Origin of the sequence: Novosphingobium mangrovisedimenti (assembly GCF_025153475.1) — a bacterium.
In the GTDB taxonomy this organism is placed as follows: domain Bacteria; phylum Pseudomonadota; class Alphaproteobacteria; order Sphingomonadales; family Sphingomonadaceae; genus Novosphingobium; species Novosphingobium mangrovi_A.
In genome coordinates this window covers 161,357-184,428 of the sequence record NZ_JANZXA010000004.1, presented here as the reverse complement: position 1 = coordinate 184,428, position 23,072 = coordinate 161,357, and the positions used below count along the sequence as shown (strand labels likewise).

At 64.4% G+C, this 23,072-nt stretch carries 22 protein-coding genes and 1 pseudogene; 1 reads left to right on the top strand and 22 read right to left on the bottom strand.

From position 1 onward, the window contains the following. Positions 1 to 10: 10 nt before the first annotated feature. Positions 11 to 313, bottom strand: coding sequence for an Hpt domain-containing protein (locus tag NZK81_RS08105; RefSeq protein WP_260045608.1), 303 nt, complete (start codon positions 311 to 313; stop codon positions 11 to 13). A gap of 69 nt (positions 314 to 382) precedes the next feature. Between NZK81_RS08105 and NZK81_RS08100 the strand changes: the two genes are divergently transcribed. Continuing rightward, positions 383 to 3,475, top strand: coding sequence for a coiled-coil domain-containing protein (locus tag NZK81_RS08100; protein WP_260045607.1), 3,093 nt, complete (start codon positions 383 to 385; stop codon positions 3,473 to 3,475). A 1-nt stretch (position 3,476) separates the two neighbouring features. On the opposite strand, the gene NZK81_RS08095 is transcribed toward NZK81_RS08100, so the two are convergent. From NZK81_RS08095 to NZK81_RS07995, 21 genes and pseudogenes are all read right to left on the bottom strand, one after another. Continuing rightward, complete coding sequence (locus NZK81_RS08095; RefSeq protein ID WP_260045606.1) at positions 3,477 to 4,280, bottom strand: SDR family oxidoreductase; 804 nt, start codon at positions 4,278 to 4,280, stop codon at positions 3,477 to 3,479. Between the two features lie 103 nt (positions 4,281 to 4,383). Next, positions 4,384 to 4,671, bottom strand: a complete 288-nt coding sequence (locus NZK81_RS08090; RefSeq protein WP_260045717.1) for a DUF1467 family protein — start codon at positions 4,669 to 4,671, stop codon at positions 4,384 to 4,386. 11 nt (positions 4,672 to 4,682) lie between these two features. Next, entirely contained in the window at positions 4,683 to 6,308 is a 1,626-nt protein-coding gene (locus tag NZK81_RS08085; RefSeq protein WP_260045605.1) for a ribonuclease J, read from the bottom strand. Further along, a complete protein-coding gene (locus NZK81_RS08080) occupies positions 6,305 to 7,084 on the bottom strand; it encodes a type III pantothenate kinase (protein ID WP_260045604.1) in 780 nt (259 codons plus the stop codon). Before NZK81_RS08080 ends, NZK81_RS08085 begins: the two co-directional genes overlap by 4 nt. A 15-nt stretch (positions 7,085 to 7,099) precedes the next feature. Beyond that, positions 7,100 to 7,822 (bottom strand): biotin--[acetyl-CoA-carboxylase] ligase, encoded by a 723-nt coding sequence (locus NZK81_RS08075; protein ID WP_260045603.1) that lies wholly within the window; start codon positions 7,820 to 7,822, stop codon positions 7,100 to 7,102. Beyond that, on the bottom strand, positions 7,819 to 9,282 hold the full coding sequence (gene nuoN, locus NZK81_RS08070; protein ID WP_260045602.1) for an NADH-quinone oxidoreductase subunit NuoN: 1,464 nt from the start codon (positions 9,280 to 9,282) through the stop codon (positions 7,819 to 7,821). The genes NZK81_RS08075 and nuoN overlap by 4 nt, the downstream gene beginning before the upstream one ends. Continuing rightward, a complete protein-coding gene (locus NZK81_RS08065; protein WP_260045601.1) occupies positions 9,282 to 10,826 on the bottom strand; it encodes an NADH-quinone oxidoreductase subunit M in 1,545 nt (514 codons plus the stop codon). Before NZK81_RS08065 ends, nuoN begins: the two co-directional genes overlap by 1 nt. 4 nt (positions 10,827 to 10,830) lie before the next feature. Then, positions 10,831 to 12,879 (bottom strand): NADH-quinone oxidoreductase subunit L, encoded by a 2,049-nt coding sequence (gene nuoL / locus NZK81_RS08060; RefSeq protein ID WP_260045600.1) that lies wholly within the window; start codon positions 12,877 to 12,879, stop codon positions 10,831 to 10,833. Positions 12,880 to 12,883: 4 nt separating this feature from the next. Next, positions 12,884 to 13,189 carry an NADH-quinone oxidoreductase subunit NuoK gene (nuoK, locus tag NZK81_RS08055; protein ID WP_243918437.1) on the bottom strand — a complete coding sequence of 102 codons (306 nt, stop codon included), beginning with the start codon at positions 13,187 to 13,189 and terminating at the stop codon, positions 12,884 to 12,886. Between the two features lie 46 nt (positions 13,190 to 13,235). Continuing rightward, positions 13,236 to 13,853 carry an NADH-quinone oxidoreductase subunit J gene (locus tag NZK81_RS08050; protein ID WP_260045599.1) on the bottom strand — a complete coding sequence of 206 codons (618 nt, stop codon included), beginning with the start codon at positions 13,851 to 13,853 and terminating at the stop codon, positions 13,236 to 13,238. A gap of 15 nt (positions 13,854 to 13,868) precedes the next feature. Then, on the bottom strand, positions 13,869 to 14,354 hold the full coding sequence (gene nuoI, locus NZK81_RS08045) for an NADH-quinone oxidoreductase subunit NuoI (protein ID WP_214200645.1): 486 nt from the start codon (positions 14,352 to 14,354) through the stop codon (positions 13,869 to 13,871). Beyond that, positions 14,351 to 15,397 (bottom strand): NADH-quinone oxidoreductase subunit NuoH, encoded by a 1,047-nt coding sequence (gene nuoH / locus NZK81_RS08040; RefSeq protein ID WP_260045598.1) that lies wholly within the window; start codon positions 15,395 to 15,397, stop codon positions 14,351 to 14,353. Before nuoH ends, nuoI begins: the two co-directional genes overlap by 4 nt. Before the next feature lie 115 nt (positions 15,398 to 15,512). Then, entirely contained in the window at positions 15,513 to 17,531 is a 2,019-nt protein-coding gene (gene nuoG / locus NZK81_RS08035; RefSeq protein ID WP_260045597.1) for an NADH-quinone oxidoreductase subunit NuoG, read from the bottom strand. Continuing rightward, positions 17,531 to 18,838, bottom strand: coding sequence for an NADH-quinone oxidoreductase subunit NuoF (gene nuoF, locus NZK81_RS08030; RefSeq protein ID WP_260045596.1), 1,308 nt, complete (start codon positions 18,836 to 18,838; stop codon positions 17,531 to 17,533). The genes nuoG and nuoF overlap by 1 nt, the downstream gene beginning before the upstream one ends. Before the next feature lie 3 nt (positions 18,839 to 18,841). Continuing rightward, positions 18,842 to 19,510, bottom strand: a complete 669-nt coding sequence (locus tag NZK81_RS08025; RefSeq protein ID WP_260045595.1) for a complex I 24 kDa subunit family protein — start codon at positions 19,508 to 19,510, stop codon at positions 18,842 to 18,844. Next, positions 19,503 to 19,703 carry a hypothetical protein gene (locus NZK81_RS08020; RefSeq protein ID WP_260045594.1) on the bottom strand — a complete coding sequence of 67 codons (201 nt, stop codon included), beginning with the start codon at positions 19,701 to 19,703 and terminating at the stop codon, positions 19,503 to 19,505. Before NZK81_RS08020 ends, NZK81_RS08025 begins: the two co-directional genes overlap by 8 nt. Beyond that, a complete protein-coding gene (locus NZK81_RS08015) occupies positions 19,700 to 20,050 on the bottom strand; it encodes a nuclear transport factor 2 family protein (protein ID WP_260045593.1) in 351 nt (116 codons plus the stop codon). Before NZK81_RS08015 ends, NZK81_RS08020 begins: the two co-directional genes overlap by 4 nt. Beyond that, positions 20,047 to 21,258: an NADH-quinone oxidoreductase subunit D gene (locus tag NZK81_RS08010; RefSeq protein ID WP_260045592.1), complete on the bottom strand. Its 1,212-nt coding sequence runs from the start codon at positions 21,256 to 21,258 to the stop codon at positions 20,047 to 20,049. The genes NZK81_RS08015 and NZK81_RS08010 overlap by 4 nt, the downstream gene beginning before the upstream one ends. A gap of 14 nt (positions 21,259 to 21,272) precedes the next feature. Next, positions 21,273 to 21,884, bottom strand: a pseudogene (locus tag NZK81_RS08005) (NADH-quinone oxidoreductase subunit C); the annotation flags it as partial. 6 nt (positions 21,885 to 21,890) lie between these two features. Further along, complete coding sequence (locus NZK81_RS08000; protein WP_260045590.1) at positions 21,891 to 22,448, bottom strand: NuoB/complex I 20 kDa subunit family protein; 558 nt, start codon at positions 22,446 to 22,448, stop codon at positions 21,891 to 21,893. After that, positions 22,445 to 22,819 carry an NADH-quinone oxidoreductase subunit A gene (locus tag NZK81_RS07995; RefSeq protein WP_260045589.1) on the bottom strand — a complete coding sequence of 125 codons (375 nt, stop codon included), beginning with the start codon at positions 22,817 to 22,819 and terminating at the stop codon, positions 22,445 to 22,447. The genes NZK81_RS08000 and NZK81_RS07995 overlap by 4 nt, the downstream gene beginning before the upstream one ends. Positions 22,820 to 23,072 lie beyond the last annotated feature (253 nt).

Here is a 23,072-nt window from a genome sequence, read left to right as displayed (position 1 = left end):
GAGGAACAATTCAGACGGCGGAAAACTCCGCGACATAGGCTTTCAACTGGCGCACGACCGCCGGGTCGCCCGGTGCGGTGTCCAGCGCCTGCTCCGCAAGCACCAGCAGCGGCGCCGAATGGAAGCTGGCCGCGAGCCCTTTCAGGCGCATCGCGGCAAGATGCCAATTGCCGTCGCACCGCGAGCGTTCGAGCAGGTCGACCTGCTTACCCACGCTTTCGATGTAGGACGCCCGCAGTTCCGCGAACAGGTTGCTGTCGCCGCCTGCCGCCGCCGCAATGGTTTCTTCGAGTGCACCTGCTTCATACGCCATATCCCCAGGATACTGCGTAAAGCGTTAATCCGGGGTTTATTGCCGACCCTCACGTGGTATTCTGCCGGAATGGCTGGGGAAAACAGGATCATCGCGTTCGGCGCGAATGGAGGCGATGGGTCAGACGGCGAACACGAAGCCGCGGCACTGACTGCAGAGGCGCCAGGCGCCGGTACCGAAACCGCCGACACCGAGTCGCACGAGAGCTGGGATGACGCCTGGGCGGTCGGCGAAGAAGGCGAGGACCTCTCGCGTTCGCGGGCATGGATCGCCCCGGCCATTGCCGGGCTCGCCGTGGCCGGCTGGAGCGCGCTGTTCGTCTTCGCCAACCTGCCCGGCCTGACGGCTGGCGTGCCGCTGGCCGAAGTGCCGGGGCTCGTCATGCAGTGGTGCGTACCGGTGCTGCTGATCGGCCTCGTCTGGCTTCTGGCGCTGCGCCACAGCGCGCGCGAGGGCAAGCGCTTCGGCGACGTCGCGCGCACGCTTTCGACCGAGTCCGCCCTCCTCGAACAGCGCCTGACGACGGTGAACCGCGAACTCAGCCTCGCCCGCGAATTCATCGCCGCCCAGTCGCGCGATCTGGAAACGCTGGGGCGCCTTGCCGCCGAGCGCCTGTCGAAAAACGCACAACAGCTTCAGGATCTCGTGCGCGACAACGGTGCGCGCGTCGATTCGATCAGCACTGTCAGCACCGCGGCGCTGGAGAACATGGAAAAGCTGCGCAGTCAGCTTCCGGTGATCGCAAGCTCGGCGAAGGACGTCACCAACAACATCGCCAATGCCGGTCGCACCGCGCATGTCCAGCTCGAAGACATGATCCAGGGCTTCAACAAGCTCAACGAATTTGGCGTCGCCAGCGAGCGGCAGGTCGAAACGCTGCGTAACCTCGTTGCCGTCACGCTCACAGAATTCCGTGCCGAAAGCGAACGGTTCGATACCGTCGCCGACGAGCGTTTCGCGGCCCTGGCCGAGCGCGGCGAGGAATTCCGCACCCAGCTCGACAAGCACGAAGTCGACGCCCTGGCCGCGATCCGGACCCGCGCCGCCGCGCTCGCCGACGAAATCGATTCAACGCGCAAGCAGCTCGACCAGCATGAGGCGGAAAGCCTCACCTCGCTGCGCGCGCGCCTTGGTTCGCTGCGCGACGAGAGCGACGTGGTCTCGAGGGCCCTGCGCGATGCGGAAGTCCGCGCCGGCGAAGCGCTCCGGGAATCGCTGGAAACCCTGAACGCGGAACAGGAAGCCACCACGGCACGCATCGTCGAGGCGCAGCGGGGCGTGTTCGATGCGCTCAAGGCGTCGCTCGAAGTGTTGCGCGACGAGCAGTCCTCCGCCGCCGACAATCTGGCACAGACCCAGCAGGGCGTCGTCGATACCCTCAGGGGCGCGCTGGAAACGCTGCGTACCGAGCAATCCTCTGCGGCTCACAACCTGGCGCAGACGCAGCGGGGTGTGGTCGACTCTCTCAAGGCGTCGCTCGAAACCCTGCGCGCCGAGCAATCCTCCGCCGCCGAAGTCGTCACCCAGGCCCAGCAGCGCGTGGTCGATGCACTCGGCGCCTCGCTGGATGCCCTGCGCGAAGAGCAATCCGCCACCGCCGCGAGCCTGACCGAAAACCAGCAAGGTATCGTCGATACCCTCAGGGCCTCGCTGGCGACCTTGCGCAATGAGCAGTCGGCAGCCGCCGAGAGCATCTCCACGGCCCAGCAGACCGCACTCGACGCGCTTGCCGGACGCCTCGCCACGCTGGACGCCGAGGCGCTGCGCATGGACGAGGCACTGTCCGAACGGGGGGAAAGGCTGGCAATCGAGGCCGAAGAGCGTAACGCCCGGCAGGTCGAACACGAACGCCACGCCATTGCCCGCATCGAGCACATGCTGGGCGAACTCGACGGAACGATCGCCGAACGGCTCGAACGCCATCGCCAGCAGGCCACGGCGCTGAGCGAGCATGCCAGCGCGGTTACGGCGGAACTGGGCGAATTCGAAGCCCGCCTGACCGAGATTGCGGCGCAAAGCGGCGAGGCCGAAGCCTACCTCACCAGCAGGCTTGAAGCGCTGACCGAACGCCTGACGGCGGCCCGCGCCACGCTTGCCGCAACCGACGGGGATGTCGAGAAGCTCACCGACGATTCGGTCCGCCTGCTCGAACTGATCCAGGCGAGCGCGAAGAACACGCACAGCGCGCTCCCAGAGGCGTTGTCGATCTCGGAAGATCGCGTGCACCGCCTCGAAAGTGCCGTTTCCGCCCTGCTCACACTCCTGCAGCAATCAGCCGAGAGCGGTGATAACATTGCCTCGGGCATCGAGCGGTCGGGCGCCAGTCTCGAAGCGCTGGTAACAAGGCTCGCCGATGCCCAGTCGACCGTCGCCAGCGGCGGCGAGACCCATGCAGCCCAGCTTGCCGGACTGCAAGCGACCCTCGCCGAAATCGACGAAACCACCCAGCGCCTGACCGGCAAGGCCCGCGACGAGCTCACCGCCGCGATCGGCGCCCTGCGCACGACGCTGGTGGAGACCGTCGAGGCCATCGAAACAGACAGCGCCGCACGCATCGCCGCGGTCGCGCAGAGCCTGAGCGACGAAAGCGGCCAAGCCATCGAAAAGGCCATGCGCGGCAAGGTCGCCGAAGTATCGGGCCAGCTCGAACAGGCGGTCTCCCACGCGACCGGCGTGACCCGCGAGGCGGGCGTGCAGATGCGCGACCAGCTCGCCAGGATCGACGAACTGGTCGGCAACCTCGAAAACAGGATCGCCCAAGCCCGCGAACGCGCCGAGGAACAGGTCGACAACGACTTCACCCGCCGCGTCGCGCTGCTCACGGAATCGCTCAATTCCAATTCCATCGACATCGCCGGCGCTCTGTCGACCGACGTATCCGACACGGCATGGGCCGCCTACCTGCGTGGCGACCGCGGCATCTTCACGCGCCGCGCCGTCAGTCTGCTGGACAGCAGCGAAACCAAGGCCATCCAGCAGCTCTTCGAACGCGACGACGCCTTCCGCGAGCACGTGAGCCGCTACATCCACGATTTCGAAGCGGTGCTGCGCCAGATTCTCTCCACCCGCGACGGCAATGCACTGGGCGTAACGCTGCTCTCCTCCGATATCGGCAAGCTCTACGTGGCGCTGGCGCAGGGCATCGAACGCCTGCGGGGGTGATCTAGGCTGTCGGCATGCGCGCGGCGACGTAGCCCGGCTGGGCCGGCTCGCCGAAGGCCGCGTAGAGAGCGTCCATCCGTACCTTGAGCGCCGGCAGGTGATCCGGGTGCGAGACGATGTGGAGCTGGTTGCCTTCCACCGCGCGCACGACGGCGCGGCCAAGCCACACCGGCTCCATCATCATCGCCGAAAGCGCCTTGCGCGCCTCTTCCGGCAAGCCCGGTATCTGCCCTTCCGACATGCGGCTGCGCGTCAGGCCCGGGTAGAGGATGGATACGCCGACACCGAACGGCGCCAGCTCGTCGCGGATCGCCTCGGACAGTGCGGAAACGGCGAACTTGCTCGCCGAATAGATGGCGAAGGTCTGGTGCGGCAGCTGCCCGTTCACGGATGAGGTGTTGACGATATGTCCGCTGCCGCGCGCCTTCATGTCCGGGATGAAGGTGTTGCATCCCAGGAAGACACCCCGGACGTTGACCGCCATCACCCGGTCGAATTCCTCAAGCGAGACTTCCTCCATCGGCTTGAACGGAAGGGAGATTCCCGCGTTGTTGCACACGACATCGACCGGACCGAGCCGCTCCTCGACCGCCGTTTTCACCTGCGCCCAGCTTTCGGGGGACGTGACATCCTGCTGCAGCGCGATCACGCCCGTGCCGATCCGCGTAGCCTCGGCCTGCGCGTAATCGAGGCTGATGTCCGTCACAGCGACTTTGGCGCCCTTTTCGGCAAAGGCCTCCGCTATTCCCGCACCAATCCCGCCGCCACCACCAGTGACCAGCACGACCTTGCCCGAAACGTCCACGCAACCTCTCCTGTCATTTTTTCGACAGTTATGTTGTATAATGAGATCGGGATGGAAAGGGAAGCGGGCGGCCCGAGGGAAATTCCCCCGCGCCGCCGGGCAGTCAGTAGCCCAGATCCTTCACCGGCGGGTCTCCGAAGAAGTTGAGATCATGCAGCGTGATCCACCCGTTCACGTAGTTCTCGTAGTAGACAACGAACAGCACCGCCGCGAGCAGGGTCGCCCGCAGCAGGATCTTGCGCGGGCGGAAGTTCACCGGCGCGCTGTCGGCATGCCCCTCCTGGACCTTGTCGCCGGATTCGTCGGGCGTGCGCAAACCGAACGGCATGACGAGGAAGGCGCTCAGCACCCAGAACAGACCGTAGATCGCCAGGATCGAGAACCATTGCATCTGCATGCCCGTCAATCCTCCAGCAACAGGACCTGGACCTGCGGCTTCTTGCCCGACCAGCGCGTCGCGGCCCGACGGGCGGCAAGGCGGGCTGCCTCGACGCGGACTTCGTGGTCGGCCTTCTTCGCCTTGCCCAGCGCAGCGGCGACGTCGCGGCGGGCTTCCTCGACAAAATCCGCGTAGTCCTCGTCGAGCGGCAGCCCCATGGCGGCGACCTGGACGTGGCCCTTGCGGTCGGCCGCGACCGAAACCACGCCGTTATAGGCAATGCGGCGGCGCATCACCATCGCCTCGCCGTCGGACGGGGCAATGATGTCACCGTCGAGCACGAGGCGCCCTGCCCGCACTTCGCCGAACTTGCCCGGGTGATCGGGCGCAAGCCGGACGAGGTCGCCGTTCTTCTGGAACACGGCCCTGGGGATGCCACAGGACAGGCCAAGGCGGACCTGTTCCTTCATGTGCCGGATCTCGCCGTGGACCGGCATCAGGATTTGCGGGCGGATCCAGCCATAGAGCGCTTCCAGTTCGGGACGCCCCGGGTGCCCCGAGACGTGGATCATGCTCTGCCGGTCGGTCACGATTTCCACGCCCGCGTCGGCAAGCCGGTTCTGGATGCGCCCGATGGAAATCTCGTTGCCCGGGATCTGGCGGCTGGAGAACAACACGACATCGCCCTTTTCCAGCTTGATCGGGTGACTGCCTTCGGAAATTCGCGCCAGTGCCGCACGCGGCTCGCCCTGACCGCCGGTCGCGACGATCAGCACTTCGTCGCGCGGCAGGTCCATCGCCTCTTCCACGTCGATCGGTTCGGGCAGGTTTCTGAGGTAGCCGCAGGCCTGCCCGGTGCGGATGATGCGGTCCAGCGAACGGCCCGCCACGCAAAGCCTGCGCCCGGTCTTGCGGGCCACATCGCCCAGCGTCTGCAGGCGGGCGACATTGGAGGCAAACGTCGTCACCAGGACGCGCTTGCCCTTGTGGCGCTGCACTTCGGCCAGCAGGCCTTCATAGACCTCGCCTTCGGAGCCCGAAGCCTTGTCGTTGAAGACATTCGTGGAATCGCAGACCAACGCCAGCACGCCCTCGTCACCGATGGCGGTCAGTTCCTCGGCCGTGGCGGGCGTGCCGATCTGCGGCGCATCGTCCAGCTTCCAGTCGCCGGTGTGGAAGATGCGGCCATAGGGCGTTTCGATCACCAGCGCATTGCCCTCGGCGATCGAGTGGGCAAGCGGCACGTAGCGCACGCCGAAAGGGCCGATCTGGAACTGTTCGAGATCCTCTACCACGATCAGTTCGACTTCGTCGAGAATCCCCGCCTCCTCAAGCTTGGCCGCCACCAGCCTGGCCGTGAACGGGGTAGCATAGATCGGAACGTCGAGATCCTCGGCAAAATAGGGCACCGCGCCGATATGATCCTCATGCGCATGGGTAAGGACGATGCCCAGCAGGTTCTCGCGCTCGTTCTCGATGAATTCGAGATCGGCGAAGACCAGATCGATGCCCGGGTACTCGTTCATGCCGAAGGTCATGCCCAGGTCGACCATCAGCCACTTGCCCTGACAGCCGTAGAGATTGACGTTCATGCCGATCTCGCCCGAACCGCCGAGCGCGCAAAAAACCAGTTCTTTACCCGGAATCACTTGGAAGCAGCCCTTTCGGCCAGAATTGCCAGACCTTCGATCGTGAGGTCGGCATCGACCGCGTCGAAAATATCGGTCGCCTCATCGAACAGCACGGCGAGCCCGCCGGTCGCGATCACCTTGGCCGGACGTCCGATTTCGGCACGGATGCGGGCGATCAGCCCTTCCATCATCGCCACATAGCCCCAGAACACGCCGATCAGCATCTGGTCTTCGGTATTGCGGCCGACGACGCTGGTGGTCTTGGGAATCTCCACGGCGATGCGCGGCAACTTCGCGGTGTTGCCCACCAGGGCATCGAGCGAGAGGTTGATGCCCGGCGCGATGATGCCGCCCTTGTAGGCGCCGTGGAAGTCGACCACATCGAACGTCGTCGCCGTGCCGAAATCGACGACAATGACATCGCCGCCGTGCTTGGCGTGTGCCGCGATGGCGTTGACCGCGCGGTCCGCGCCGAGCGAGCGCGGTTCATCGACGTCGATGTCGATCGCGTAGTCCGCCTTGCCTACCCCGGCCACCAGCGGCTCGACATGGAAATAGTGCCGGCACAGGACCTCCAGGTTGTGCAGAGCGCGCGGCACCACCGTGGAGATGATGATCTGGTCGATCACCTTGGCTTCCACGCCCCGTATCGACAGCAGCTGCATCAGCCAGACGGCGTATTCGTCGCCGGTTCTGCGAGGATCGGTGGCAATGCGCCAGCGCCCCTTGATCGCGCGTCCGTCGAGCAGGGCGAAAACGACATTGGTATTGCCGGCGTCAATGGCGAGCAGCATGGATCTTCGGTTTCCTCAATGCGGGGCACTTGCGAGCAGGACGTCACCAGCATGGATCGTGCGCAGCGTTCCGTCCGCCAGGCCGAGCAGGAGATTGCCATCCTCCGAAAGCCCGGCATAGCTGCCTTCAAGCGCTTCCTCTCCCGGAGGGAGCACGGTCAACCGGGTTCCCATGGGATGTGCGGCACTCTGCCAGCGCCGCAGGAGCGGGGCAAGGCCGGCTGTGCGCCAGCGTTGCCGCTCGACAGCGAATTCAGCCGCCAGCGTCTCGGCGAAGACATCGCGGCCGGGCGGCGGCGCGTAGTCGGCCAGCGCGGCAATCTTCCGTCCGGGCACCTCGGGCGCGGCGACGAGGTTCACGCCGATCCCGACGATCACCACGCCGCCGGTCATTTCCAGCAGAATGCCCGCGACCTTGGCGCCATCGAGCAGCAGGTCGTTCGGCCACTTGAGCCAGAGCTGCGCGCTGTAGGGCAGGAATTTCGCCACGGCCTCGTGCACAGCCAGCCCGGCCATGAGCGCGAGCGTGGACGCTGGCGGATCGCCCGGGCCTGGGCGCACGACGGTAGAGCCCATGAAATTTCCGGCACCGTCGTTCCAGACGCGCCCGAGGCGCCCCCTGCCCGCGGTCTGCCGGTCAGCGACAAGCCACTCGCCCTCGGGCAGGTATTCCCTGCCCGAAAGCCGGGCCGCCAAGTCCGCGTTTGTGGAACCGGTCTCTTCGACGATCCGGATCAAAGCGCGTGGAACAGCGCGGCGACGGCCGTGTCGGTAAGGCCGCCGAGCCACTTCGTGAGCAGGAAGCCGAGCGGCGAGATGAACACACAGCAGACCACGAGGATCAGCTTGTGCCAGATGTCGCTCTCACCCTTCACCACGTCGGCGGGTTCGTCGAAATAGATGATCTTCACGACCTTGAGGTAGTAGAACGCGCCGATCACCGAGGCCGCGAAGCCCAGCGCCGCCAGCGCGATCATGCCGCCGTCGACCGCAGCCTTGAAGACCAGGAACTTGCCCCAGAAACCGAACAGCGGCGGAATACCGGCAAGGCTGAACATCACCATCGCCAAGCCCAGCGCGAGCGCCGGACGCGTGCGTGAAAGCCCAGCGAGCTTGGCGATTTCCTCGACGTAGTTGCCATCCTCGTCCTTGAGCATGAGGATCGCGGCAAAGCCGCCGAGCGACATCGCGATGTAGATCGCGAGGTAGAACAGCATGGCCGAGGCGCCTTCGGGCGTGGCCACTGCCAGACCGACGAGGATGAAGCCGACGTTGTTGATCGACGAATAGGCCATCAGTCGCTTGATGTTGGTCTGGCCGATGGCGCCAAGCGCACCGACGACGATCGAGGCAAGCGAAACGAACAGCACGATCTGCTGCCACGCCGCGGCCTGATCCCCGAAGGCATCGAGCATGACACGCATGGTGAGCCCCATCGCGGCGACCTTGGGCGCGGTGGCGAAGAAGGTCGTCACCGGGGTGGGCGCACCCTCGTAGACGTCGGGCGTCCACATGTGGAACGGCACGGCGCTGATCTTGAAGGCAAGGCCCGCCAGCATGAACACGATGCCGAACAGCGCGCCGTTCGAGAGGCCGCCGCTGACGGCGGCGTTGATGCCGGCGAACGAGGTGGTCCCGGCAAAGCCGTAAGTCAGGCTCATGCCGAACAGCAGGATGCCCGAGGCCAGCGCGCCCAGCACGAAGTACTTGAGGCCCGCTTCCGCCGAACGGCCGTCGTTGCGCAGGAATGCGGCAAGCACGTAGGCGGCGAGCGAGTTCATCTCGAGGCCGATGTAGAGTGTCAGCAGATCGCCGGCGGAGACCATGATACCCATGCCGAGCGCGGCCAGAACCACCAGAATGGGAAATTCCGCGCGCATCGCGTTGAAGCGGTCGAAGAACGCGGGCGCTATCACCAGCGTCACGGCCGCCGAGAGATAGATCAGGATCTTGGCGTAGCTGGCGAAGGCATCGGCATAGAACTGCCCGAAGAACGCCGAGGTATCCGGTCCCATGGCCCCGCTGCACAGCGCGGGCGCGACGAGAGCACTGGCGGCCACCAGTGCGGCTACGGAGAGAATCGAGATCAGCCGGCTCGCCTTGTCACCGCCCCAGGCGGCCACGAGGAGCAGGACGAGGCCTGCGATGCTCAGCGTTTCTTCCGGCGCGATCAGGCGCAGCGACTGCGACCAGTCCATCAGTGTGCCCCCTCATGCGCAGCTTCTTCGTGCGCAGGCTGTTCTTTGCTCGTGGCGGCCCCCATGGCCACCTTGCTGTCCCCTTCCGGCGCCGCACGGGCGATCCGGGCCTCCAGCGCGGCGATGTCGGAGCGCATCGGTGCAAGGAAGCTTTCGGGATAGACACCCATCCACAGCACCGCGAGCGCCAGCGGAATGACCATCAGGTATTCACGGGCGTCGAGGTCGGCCATGGCCGCGGCATCAGCGTTCTTCTGGTCACCGAAGGCGACCCGGCGGTAGAGATAGAGCATGTAGGCCGCGCCCAGGATGATGCCGGTGGCGCAGATTAGCGCGGTCCACGTCGAGACCTCATAGATGCCCGCGAGGCTCAGGAACTCGCCGACGAAACCGCTGGTGCCCGGAAGGCCGATCGAGGCCATCGTGAAGAGCAGGAAGAACAGTGCGTAACGCGGCATGTTGATCGCAAGGCCGCCGTAACGGTCGATCTCACGGGTATGCAGGCGGTCGTAGATTATGCCCACGCACAGGAACAGCGCGCCGGCCACCAGACCATGGCTCAGCATGACCATCATCGAGCCTTCGAGGCCCTGGATGTTGAAGGCGAACAGGCCGATCGTCACGATGCCCATATGGGCGACCGAGGAATAGGCGATCAGCTTCTTCATGTCTTCCTGGACCAGCGCGATCAGCGAGGTGATCACGACGGCCGCCATCGACAGGCCCCAGATCAGCGGCGCGAACTCGGCCGAGGCTTCGGGGAACATCGGCAGCGAGAAGCGGATGAAGCCGTAACCACCCATCTTCAGCAGCACGCCCGCCAGAATGACCGAGCCGGCGGTCGGCGCCTGAACGTGGGCGGCCGGAAGCCAGGTGTGGACCGGCCACATCGGCATCTTCACCGCGAAGCTGGCGAAGAAGGCAAGCCACAGCCAGGTCTGGACCGAGGGATCGAAGTCATAGGCCATCAGCGTCGGCACGTCGGTCGTGCCGGCGACGTTGACCATGTAGAGCATCGCCACCAGCATCAGCACCGAGCCGAGCAGCGTGTAGAGGAAAAACTTGTAAGCCGCGTAGATACGGTCCTGTCCGCCCCAGATGCCGATGATCAGGTACATCGGGATCAGGCCGGCTTCGAAGAACATGTAGAACAGGAAGATGTCCTGCGCGCAGAACACGCCGATCATCAGCGTTTCCATGATCAGGAACGCGCCCATGTATTCGCCGACGCGCTTGTCGATCGACTTCCAGCTCGCGCCGATGCAGATCGGCATGAGGAAGACGGTCAGGACGATCAGCAGCAGGGCAATGCCGTCGATGCCGAGCGCATAGGAAAAGCCCGAGAACAGCTCCATGCGTTCGGTGAACTGCCACTGCGCACCGCCGACATCGAAGTTCAGCCAGAGCACCACGCCCAGCGCGAAGTCGACCAGCGTCGCCACGAGGGCAAGATTGCGTGCCGCTTTCGCGTCGAGGAAGAGACATGCCAGTCCCGCCGCAAGCGGCACCAGCATCATCACGCTGAGGATCGGAAAACCACTCATCATCTTATCCCGCGATCACCCAGCTGATGGCGCCGACAAGGCCCAGCAGCATGATAAGAGCATAGCTGTACAGATAGCCCGACTGGACCCTCTGCGCGTAAGTCGAACCCTTGGCCACGGCCCAGGCGGCGCCGTCGGGACCGAAGCGGTCGATGACGCCGATGTCGAGCACCTTCCAGAACACCTTCCCGATCCAGAAAGCGGGGACCACGAACATGTAGTGGTACAGTTCGTCGAACATCCACTTGCGGTAAACGAAGGTGTAGACCGGCCCGAGCTGCTCGGCGACGGCCGCCGGGAAGCTGGTATTCTTGATGTAGCCGTACCAGGCGATCACCAGACCGATGCTCATGACGATGAAGGGCATCCACTTCATCAACTCGGGAATCCCGTGCATCGCGTGGATCAGGTGCTCGTGGAACACCAGCGCGCCCTTCCAGAACTCGCCCATGCCGTCGGACACGAAGGCGTGCTGGAAAATGTAACCGGCGAAGACGGCGCCCATCGAAAGGACCACCAGCGGGACCAGCATGACCCACGGGCTCTCGTGCGGGTGATAGCCGGCGGTACCGTCGCCATGTGCGTCATGACCGTGGCTGCCGTGCACGTGGTCCGCATCGCCGTCCTCGTCCGACAGATCCTCATGATGGTGATGCACCGCGTGCTGGATGTGCTCCGAGCCGCCCCAGCGCGCCTGACCGAAGAAGGTCAGGAACACGAGACGCCAGGAATAGAAGCTCGTCATCAGCGCCGCGATGATGCCCATCCAGAAGGCGAAGCTGCCCATCGAGGTGCCGCTCGCGTAAGCCGCCTCGAGGATCGAGTCCTTCGAGTGGAAGCCCGCGAAGCCCACGCCGAACACGCCGACGCCGGTGATGGCGAGCGTGCCGGCAGTCATCGCCCAGAAGGTAATCGGAATGTGCTTACGCAGGTTGCCGTAGAAACGCATGTCCTGCTCGTGGTGCATCGCATGGATGACCGAGCCGGCACCGAGGAACAGCAGCGCCTTGAAGAAGGCGTGCGTGAAGAGGTGGAACATGGCCGAACCGAACGCGCCCACACCCGCCGCGAAGAACATGTAGCCGAGCTGCGAGCAGGTCGAGTACGCGATCACGCGCTTGATGTCCCACTGCGTGCAGCCGATCGTCGCGGCGAAGAAGCAGGTGGCGGCACCGATGAAGGTGATGAAGGCCATCGCCGTCGGGCTCGTCTCGAACATCGGCGAGAGGCGGCAGACCATGAAGACGCCTGCGGTAACCATGGTCGCGGCGTGGATCAGGGCCGAGACCGGGGTCGGGCCTTCCATCGCGTCGGGAAGCCAGGTGTGCAGGCCGAGCTGCGCCGACTTGCCCATGGCGCCGACGAACAGCAGCAGGCACAGCACCGTCATCGTGTCGAAACGATAGCCGAGGAAGCCGATGGTCGAACCGGCCATGCCCGGCGCCGCGGCAAGGATCTCAGGGATCGAGACCGTGCCGAACACCAGGAACGTGCCGAAGATGCCGAGCATGAAGCCGAGGTCGCCCACGCGGTTGACCACGAAGGCCTTGATCGCGGCGGCGCTGGCCGACGGCTTGCGGAACCAGAAGCCGATCAGGAGGTACGAGGCAAGGCCCACGCCTTCCCAACCGAAGAACATCTGCACCAGGTTGTCCGCCGTCACCAGCATGAGCATGGCGAAGGTGAACAGCGAGAGGTAGGCGAAGAAGCGCGGCTGATCCGGCTCCTCGTCCATGTAGCCCCACGAATAGAGGTGCACGAGCGCCGAGACCGATGTGACGACGACGAGCATGACCGCGGTCAGCGTGTCGACGCGCAAAGCCCAGTCGAACGTCAGCGAGCCGGAGGCGACCCACTTCAGCACCGGAACGACAGTCGCCTCGGCGGTGCCATTCAGGAACTGAATGAAGATCGGCCAGGACAGGCCGCAGGCAATGAACAGCGCGCCGGTCGTGATGACCTTGGCCGGAACATTGCCGAGCTGCTTGTTGCCGAGCCCGGCGATGATCGCTGCCAGCAGGGGCAGGAAGACGATGAGCAGGATGGACTGCAAGGCCTTATCCCTTCATCCGGTTGACGTCGTCGACGGCGATGGTGCCGCGGCCACGGAAGTAGATCACGAGGATTGCAAGCCCCACTGCGGCCTCGCCGGCCGCCACCGTCAACACGAACATCGCGAAGATCTGTCCGGTCAGGTCGTGCAGGAAGGCGCTGAAAGCGACGAGGTTGATGTTCACCGCAAGCAGGATGAGTTCGATCGCCATCAGGATCACGATCACGTTCTTGCGGTTGAGGAAGATGCCGAGGACGCCGAGCACGAAGAGGATCGAGCTCACCACGACATAGTGTTCGATACCTATCATGCGCGCATCTCCGAGAAGGTCCGCTCATCCTGAGCTTGTCGAAGGATCACAGCGATACCCCCTTGCCGACTTCGGGCTTGACGTTGACGGTCGCCTCATCGGGGCGGCGGGAAATCTGCTTGCTGATCTTCTGGCCGCGCGTATCGCCACGCTGGCGGTGGGTCAGCACGATGGCGCCGATCATGGCAACCAGCAGGATGAGCCCGGCCGCTTCGAAGAGGAACAGGTAGCGGCTGTAGAGCAGCGCACCGATCGCCTCGATGTTGCTGGTACCGGCAGGCTGCGCGGCGGTACCGTCGGGCGCGCCGAGCTGCAGCGCGCCGGTCTTGTAGGCACCGATGCCGAGCACCATTTCGGCCAGCAGCACGATCGCCACCAGCATGCCCAGCGGGAAGTTCTTTACGAACCCGGCCCGCAGTTCGGCGAAGTCGATGTCGAGCATCATGACGACGAACAGGAAGAGCACCGCGACGGCGCCGACATAGACGATGACCAGCAGCATCGCGATGAACTCGGCGCCGACCAGGATCATCAGGCCCGCGGCGTTGAAGAACGCCAGGATAAGCCAGAGCACCGAGTGCACCGGGTTGCGCGACAGGATGGTGATGGCGCCGGACGCGATCGTCATGACCGCGAAGAGATAGAAGGCGATAACGTGAATCATGACCCCGTGCGCCCCCTAGCGATACGGCGCGTCGGCTTCAAGGTTCGCGGCGATTGCCCGCTCCCACTTGTCCCCGTTCGCCAATAGCTTAGCCTTGTCATAGAGCAGCTCTTCGCGCGTTTCGGTCGCGTATTCAAAGTTCGGCCCCTCGACGATCGCATCGACCGGGCAGGCTTCCTGGCAGAAGCCACAGTAGATGCACTTCGTCATGTCGATGTCGTAGCGCGTGGTACGGCGCGAACCATCCTCACGCGGCGCCGCCTCGATCGTGATCGCCTGCGCCGGGCAGATCGCCTCGCACAGCTTGCAGGCGATGCAGCGTTCCTCGCCGTTGGGATAACGGCGCAGCGCGTGCTCGCCGCGGAAGCGGGGCGACAGCGGGTTCTTCTCGAACGGATAGTTGATCGTCGCCTTGGGCTTGAAGAAGTACTTCAAGGTCAGGGCGTGCGCCTTCACGAACTCGTAGAGCGTGAAGGATTTTACGAGCTGAGCGACGCTCATACTGCATACCTCGTAAGCATCAGGTAGCCCGAGACCACAACGACGAAGCCGAGCGAGACGGGCAGGAACACTTTCCAGCCCAGACGCATCAGCTGGTCATAGCGGTAGCGCGGGACAGTCGCCTTCACCCACGAGAAGACGAAGAAGAAGAACAGCACCTTGAGCAGGAACCAGACGAAGCCAGGCACGAGGTACAGAACAGGGATGTCGAGCGGCGGCAGCCAGCCACCCCAGAACAGGGTAGCATTGAGCGCGCACATCAGCAGCACGTTGGCATATTCGCCAAGCCAGTAGGCAGCGAAGGCCATCGACGAATATTCGGTCTGATAGCCGGCGACGAGCTCGGATTCCGCCTCGGTAAGGTCGAACGGCGCGCGCTGCGTTTCTGCCAGCGAGGAGATGAGGAACATCACCCACATCGGGAACAGCAGCGGGTTGAACACGAAGCCGTTGAAGATGCCGAGGACGTGCCCTTCCTGCGCCTTGACGATGTCATTCATGTTGAACGTGCCGGCCCACAGGACCACGCAGATCAGGATGAAGCCGATCGAGACCTCGTACGAGATCATCTGCGCCGAGGCGCGCATGGCTGAGAAGAACGGGTACTTCGAGTTCGAAGCCCAGCCCGCCATGATCGTGCCGTAGACACCCAGCGAGCTGATCGCGAGCACATAGAGCAGGCCGACGTTGATATCCGCCAGCACCGCGCCCGAATTGAACGGGATCACCGCCCAGGCCATCAGCGCGACCGTGAAGGTCACGACCGGCGCGATCAGGAAGATACCCTTGTTCGCGGCCGAGGGAACGATGGTTTCCTGCAGGAAGACCTTGAGGCCGTCCGCGAAGGACTGGAGCAGACCGAACGGGCCGACCACGTTCGGACCCCGGCGCAGCGCCATGGCCGCCCAGATCTTGCGGTCGGCATAGATGATCATGGCCACGCCGAGCAGCAGCGGCAGCGCAATCAGCAGGATGCCGCAGATCGTGGCGACGAACCACGCCCACTCGTAGGACATGCCAAGGGTTTGAAAGAAAGCAGTCACTGTCCCTTTCCTCCCTTCGTCATTGCGAGCGAAGCGAAGCAATCCAGGGCAGCGCACTCAACACTGGATTGCCGCGGGGCTTGGCCCCTCGCAATGACGAGTGTGGTGTAGTGGCTCATTCCGCGGCCTCCGCGATCTCCTCGCCGTGCAGCAGTTCAGCCGAACATTGCTGCATGGTCGCGCTGGCGCGGGCGATGGGGTTGGTCATGTAGAAGTCCTTGACCGGGTAGGCGATCTGGCCGGCTGCGGAACCGCCACCGGCAGGCAGGTCGCTCCCGTAGTCCGCCAGGCCTTCGATGCCAAGGGCCGGAACTTCGGAAATCATCGCGGCGCGCAATTCCTCGAAGCTGTCGAAGCCCACCGAGACGCCGAAGGCATCGGCCAGAGCGCGCAGGATGGTCCAGTCCTCACGGGCATCGCCCGGTGCGAACACGGCCTTGTCGGCCCACTGTACGCGGCCTTCGGTGTTGACGTAAGTGCCTGCCTTCTCGGTGTAGGCCGAGGCCGGCAGGATGACGTCGGCGGCATGGGCGCCCTTGTCGCCGTGATGGCCGATGTAGACGATCATCGAGTCGGCGAACCTGGTGTAGTCCACCTCGTCGGCGCCGAGCGAAAGCAGAACCTTGGGCTTGGCCGCGACCAGGTCGGCAATGCCGCCCTTCTGCGCGTAGCCGAGCATCAGGCCACCCATGCGGCTTGCCGCCATGTGGAGCACGTTGAAGCCGTTCCACTTGGTGCCGTCTTCCAGATCGCGCACCAGCTTGAACTCGCTGGCGAGCGCGAGCGAGGCTTCGAGGCCGCCACGGCCCAGCCCTGCCCCGCCGACGATGATCGCCGGACGCGTAGCGCCCTTGAGCGCTTCGGAAACGTGCGCGGGCAGATTGCCGAGGACCGAAAGGTCGTCGCCCAGGAACTCGCCGCCGAACGTGGTTTCCCACTTGGGGCCGATCAGGAAGACCTTGGCGCCGCGCTTCACCGCCTTGCGCAGGCGGACATTCACCAGCGGCGCTTCGACGCGCACATTGCTGCCGACGATTAGGATCGCGTCTGCCGTCTCGATGCCCGAGAGCGTCGAGTTGAAGTTCACCGCTGCAAGACTCGACGTGTCGTAGTCCATGCCGGTCTGGCGGCCTTCGAGCAGGTCCGAACCCAGTGCGCCGACCAGCTTCTTCGCCGCGAACATCGTCTCGCAATCGAGCATGTCGCCGGCTACGGCGGCAATCGACTTGCCTGGCTTGAGCGTGGCGATGGCCTCGAACGCCTCGTTCCAGGTCGCCGCCACCAGCTTGCCGTCACGGCGCAGGTAGGGCTTGTCGAGGCGGCGCTTCACAAGGCCGTCGACCATGTAGCGCGCCTTGTCGCTGATCCACTCCTCGTTCACGTCGTCGTTGACGCGCGGAAGGACGCGCAGGACTTCGCGGCCACGGCTGTCGATGCGGATATTGGCGCCGATGGCGTCGGAAACGTCGATGCCGAGCGTCTTCTTGAGCTCCCACGGCCGCGCCTCGAAAGCATAGGGACGCGAGGTCAGCGCGCCGACCGGGCAGAGGTCGATCACGTTGGCCGACATCTCGTGCTTGGCAGCCTGTTCCAGATAGGTCGAGATCTGCATGGTCTCGCCGCGATAGAACGCGCCGATCTCGTCCACGCCCGCGATCTCTTCCGAGAAGCGCACGCAGCGGGTGCAGTGGATGCAGCGCGTCATCGTCGTCTTGATGAGCGGGCCCATGTTCTTTTCGGTCACGGCGCGCTTGTGCTCATGATAGCGCGAACCGCCGCGGCCATAAGCCACCGACTGGTCCTGCAGGTCGCATTCGCCGCCCTGATCGCAGATCGGGCAGTCGAGCGGGTGGTTGATGAGGAGGAACTCCATCACCCCTTCGCGGGCCTTCTTGACCATCTCGGAATCGGTGCGGATTTCCTGGCCTTCACCGGCGGGAAGCGCACACGAAGCCTGCGGTTTGGGCGGTCCGGGCTTCACCTCGACCAGACACATGCGGCAGTTGCCGGCAATCGACAGGCGCTCGTGATAGCAGAAGCGCGGGATTTCCTTACCAGCCAGCTCGCAAGCCTGCAGGACGGTAGCGCCTGCCGGGACTTCGAGTTCAACGCCGTCTACGGTTACCTTAGGCATTACTCAGCGGCCTCCGCAACATTGCCAGCCTCAGCGATGCGCCGTTCCAGCTCGGGGCGGAAGTGGCGGATCAGGCCCTGGATCGGCCATGCAGCGGCGTCACCCAGAGCGCAGATGGTGTGGCCTTCGACCTGCTTGGTCACCTGGAACAGCATGTCGATTTCCTCGACCGCTGCATCGCCGGTGCGCAGGCGTTCCATCACGCGCCACATCCAGCCCGTGCCTTCGCGGCAGGGCGTGCACTGGCCGCAGCTCTCGTGCTTGTAGAAGTGCGAGAGGCGGGCAATGGCGCGCACGATGTCGGTGGACTTGTCCATCACGATCACGGCCGCGGTGCCGAGGCCCGAGCCGAGCGCGCGCAGACCGTCGAAGTCCATCGGCGCATCCCAGATCTGCTCGGCCGGAACGAGCGGAACCGAGGAACCGCCGGGGATCACCGCCAGCAGGTTGTCCTTGCCGCCGCGAATGCCGCCGCAGTGCTTTTCGATCAGTTCGCTGAAAGGGATGCCCATTTCCTCTTCGACGACGCACGGCTTGTTCACGTGGCCGCTGATCTGGAAGAGCTTCACACCCTTGTTGTTCTCGCGCCCGAAGCTGGAGAACCACGCCGCGCCGCGCCGCATGATGGTGGGCGCGACAGCGATGGATTCGACGTTGTTGACCGTGGTCGGGCAGCCATAGAGGCCCGCGCCGGCCGGGAACGGCGGCTTGAGGCGGGGCTGGCCCTTCTTGCCTTCAAGGCTCTCGATCATCGCGGTTTCTTCACCACAGATGTAGGCGCCCGCGCCGCGGTGGACGAAGACATCGAAGTCGTAGCCCGAACTGCAGGCGTTCTTGCCCAAGAGGCCCGCCGCATAAGCCTCGTCGCGCGCGGCGAAGAGCGTCTCGGCCTCGCGGATATATTCACCGCGAATGTAGATGTAGGCCGCGCGCGCACCCATCGCGAAACCGGCAACCAGCGCGCCTTCGAGCAGGATGTGCGGATCGTGGCGGATGATCTCGCGGTCCTTGCACGAACCCGGCTCGGATTCGTCGGCATTGATGACGAGGAAGCTGGGCTTGGGATTGCCGTTGTGATCCTTCGGCGGTTCCTTCGGCATGAAGGACCACTTGAGGCCGGTGGGGAAGCCCGCACCGCCGCGCCCGCGCAGGCCCGAGGCCTTCATCTCCTCGATGATCGCCTCACGGCCCTTGGCGAGAATGTCCTTGGTATTATCCCAGGCGCCGCGCGCCTGCGCATCCTTCAGGTGCCACGACTGATAGCCGTAGACATTGGTAAAGATGCGATCCTTGTCGGCGAGAGCCATGACTTACCACTCCCCCCGGTAATCGTGATTTTCGGTGACCATCGCCGTCAGCGTGGTCGGCCCGCCGACGGGTTCGACGGTGTGACGGCCCGGCTCCTGGGTTCCCGCCTTCGGCGTCTCGCCCCTGGCCAGCGCATCGAGCACGACGTCGAGGCGTTCCGCGGTCAGGTCTTCGTAGTTGTCGTCGTTGATCTGCACCATCGGTGCCGAGGAGCAGTTGCCCATGCACTCGACCTCGGTGAGCGACCACAGGCCGTCCTCGGTGATGTGGCCCGTCTTCATGCCGCGCGCCTTGCAGCGGGCCATGATCTCGTCCGACCCGCGCAGCATGCACGGCGTGGTACCGCAGACCTGCACGTGGAAACGGCCGATCGGGGCGATGTTGTACATCGTGTAGAAGGTCGCGACCTCGACCACGCGGATGATCGGCATGTCGAGCTGGGCCGCGACATATTCCATCACCGGGATCGGCAGCCAGCCTTGCGTATTCTCTTCCGCACCGACCTGACGCTGGGCAAGGTCGAGCAGCGGCATCACGGCCGAGCGCTGGCGCCCTTCCGGATAGCGCGCGACGATCTCCTTCGCCTTGGCGGCGTTGGCTTCGGTCCAGGCAAAATTGCCCCAACGTGCCCGCAGTTCGGGCGTATCGGGTTCGATATAGCGGTCAGCCATGCTTACCCCTGCGCTTCAGCCACTGATCCTGGCCGAAAAAGAAAATCTCAAATCCGCCGATGGCGGCCGCGAGCATCGCGATCATCGGCGAAGGCTGCGATCCGGTGGAGAGCACTCCGAAATAGAGCGCGACGAGGAACAGCCCGGTCATGGCTGCCCACACGCGGATCATCTCTACCGTCGTCAGCCTCACCGGATGAACTCCACGCGGCTGCACTTGCCGCCCTCGAAGCTGTAGACAGCGAGAACGTCGAACGGCTCCACGAGGTCCGAACCATCACTGGCCGGCCCGCGCGTCACGTGCTCGCGGAAGACGACGTAGTTGTCGGTCACTTCGCGCGAGACGATCTCCGCCTTGTTCTGCGGCCACCTGGAGAAAGCCGCCGCAAGGCCCGAACGCGTGCCTTCCTTGCCCTCGCGCACGACCGCGCCGCGATAGTTCGCTTCGCAGGCGTCGTCGGTCATGTACGACACGTAGAGGTCTGCATCCTGCGCGTTGTACGCAGCGATCATGGCCTCTGCGGTAGCGAGATTGCTCACCGGTCGCACTCCCCGAACACCACGTCGATGGCGCCCAGAATGGCGGTCGCGTCGGGCAGCATGTGGCCCTTGCACATGAAGTCCATGGCCTGGAGGTGGCTGAACGCGGTCGGGCGGATCTTGCAGCGGTAGGGCTTGTTGGAGCCGTCCGAGACCAGATAGACGCCGAATTCGCCCTTCGGGCTTTCGGTCGCGACGTAGACTTCGCCCGCCGGAACGTGGAAGCCCTCAGTGTAGAGCTTGAAGTGATGGATCAGCGATTCCATCGAGCTCTTCATCTCGCCGCGCTTGGGCGGGGAAACCTTGCGGTCGTCCGAGCAGATCGGGCCTTCGGGCATCTCGGCCAGGCACTGCTTCATGATGCGGGCCGACTGGCGCACTTCCTCGACACGGACCATGAACCGGTCATAGCAGTCGGAATTGGTGCCGACCGGAATCTCGAAGTCCATGCGGTCATAGACGTCGTAGGGCTGGCTCTTGCGGATGTCCCACGGAATGCCGGCGGCGCGGATCATCGGGCCCGAAAAGCCCCAGGCCACCGCGTCTTCCTTGGAAACCAGCGCGATGTCGACATTGCGCTGCTTGAAGATGCGGTTGTCGACGACGAGGCTCATCGCGTCCTCGAACAGCTCTGGCAGACGCGTGTCGAGCCAGTCGGCAATGTCGGTCAGCAGCTTGAGCGGCACGTCCTGATGCACGCCGCCGGGACGGAACCAGGCCGAATGCATGCGGGCGCCCGAGGCGCGCTCGAAGAAGTTGAGACAGTCCTCGCGGATTTCGAACAGCCACAAGTTCGGGGTCATGGCGCCCACGTCCATGACGTGCGAGCCCATGTTGAGCATGTGGTTGCAGATACGGGTCAGCTCGGCGAAGAGCACGCGCAGGTACTGGGCGCGCAGCGGCACTTCGACGTTGAGCAGCTTTTCCACCGCCAGCACGTAGGAGTGCTCCATGCCGAGCGGCGAGCAGTAGTCCAGGCGGTCGAAGTACGGCAACGCCTGAAGGTAGGTCTTGTGCTCGATCAGCTTTTCGGTGCCGCGATGGAGCAGGCCGACGTGCGGGTCGATGCGTTCGATGACTTCGCCGTCCAGCTCCATGACCATGCGCAGAACGCCGTGCGCGGCCGGATGCTGCGGACCGAAGTTGATCGTGTAGTTGCTGACGACTTCGCCCTCGGTGGTGGGCGACTCTTCGAGCTGCATGCTCATACCTTGTCTCCCTCCGCCTTCTCATCGCCGGGAAGCACGTATTCCGCGCCCTCCCAGGGGCTCATGAAGTCGAACTGGCGCAGGTCCTGCGCGAGCTTGACCGGCTCGTAGACCACGCGCTTGTCCTCTTCGGAGTAGCGCAGCTCGACATAGCCGGTGAGCGGGAAGTCCTTGCGGAAGGGATGCCCCTCGAAACCGTAGTCGGTCAGGATGCGGCGCAGGTCCGGATTGCCGGCGAAGATCACGCCGTACATGTCGAACACTTCGCGCTCCAGCCAGCCCGCGTTGGGCCACAGCGTGGTCACCGTGGGCACCGGCGTGTTCTCGGCGGCGTTGACCTTCACCAGCAGGCGATGGTTCTTCGTCAGCGAGAGCAGCATGTAGACGACTTCGAAACGCTCGGGACGCGACGGGAAGTCCACCCCGGCCATTTCCATCAGCGCCTGATATTCATGCTCGTCGCGCAGCAGGCGCAGCGCGTTCTCGATCTGATCGCGCGCGATCGTGAGCACGACTTCGCCGTGCTCCTCCTTGGCGGACACCAGCATCGAACCAAGCGCGGCGGACAGCGCGTCCACCACGCCCTCGTTGGACGCAAACTTCGGTGCGGAATGCAGAACGGCCATCTGGTCTTACCTCTCCACCGTACCGACGCGGCGGATCTTCCGCTGGAGCTGCATCACGCCGTAGAGCAGCGCCTCCGCGGTCGGAGGGCAGCCGGGCACATAGATGTCCACCGGCACGATGCGGTCGCAGCCACGCACGACGGAGTAGCTGTAGTGGTAGTAACCGCCGCCATTGGCGCACGAGCCCATCGAAATGACGTACTTCGGCTCCGACATCTGGTCGTAGACCTTGCGCAGCGCGGGGGCCATCTTGTTGCACAGCGTGCCGGCCACGATCATCACGTCCGACTGGCGCGGCGAAGCGCGCGGAGCGGCACCGAAGCGCTCCATGTCGTAGCGCGGCATGTTCACGTGAATCATCTCGACCGCGCAGCAGGCAAGGCCGAAGGTCATCCACCACAGCGAGCCAGTACGGGCCCACTGGAACAGGTCCTCGGTCGAGGTGACGAGGAAGCCCTTGTCGGACACTTCCTGGTTGAGATCGTTGAAAAACGCCTGATCGGGCGGCGTCACCGCGCCACCCTGAGCAAGAGGCTGTCCGGCAGAGTTCACGAGAGTGCTCATTCCCAGTCCAGAGCTCCCTTCTTCCATGCATAGGCAAGGCCGATGGCCAGTTCGCCGAGAAACACCATCATCGTCGTCCATCCGGCCCAGCCGGTCATGTCGAGCGAGACGGCCCAGGGGAACAGGAACGCGGCTTCAAGATCGAAGACGATAAACAGGATCGCCACCAGATAGAACCGCACGTCGAACTGGCTGCGCGGATCCTCGAAGGCGGGAAAGCCGCATTCGTACTCGCTGTTCTTGTCTGCGTTGGGCTGGTGCGTTCCCGTCAGGTGAGCAACGCCCATCGGCAGGAAAACAATCACCGCCGAGAGCAGCAGGGCGATCACCAGGAATATCAGGATCGGCAGGTATTGTGACAGATCAGTCAATGGTTCTGGCCTTCATACCGGATGCGACTGCCGGACTTGTCCCAAGCGGTGCACGTCCGGTCGTGGGCGCGCTCTTAGGCCAGCCCTCCCGGCATCGCAAGGTGTCCGCCGCGATTAATCCGCCCTTATTCATTGCATTGCAACACGAGACCGGTGGGAATGCGGCAATTTTGACCCGTCGGGCCTTGTCGCATCCCGGCCGGCTCCCGCCCCCGGTCCGGCACGACCGGACGCACAGATGACGACTCGGGTC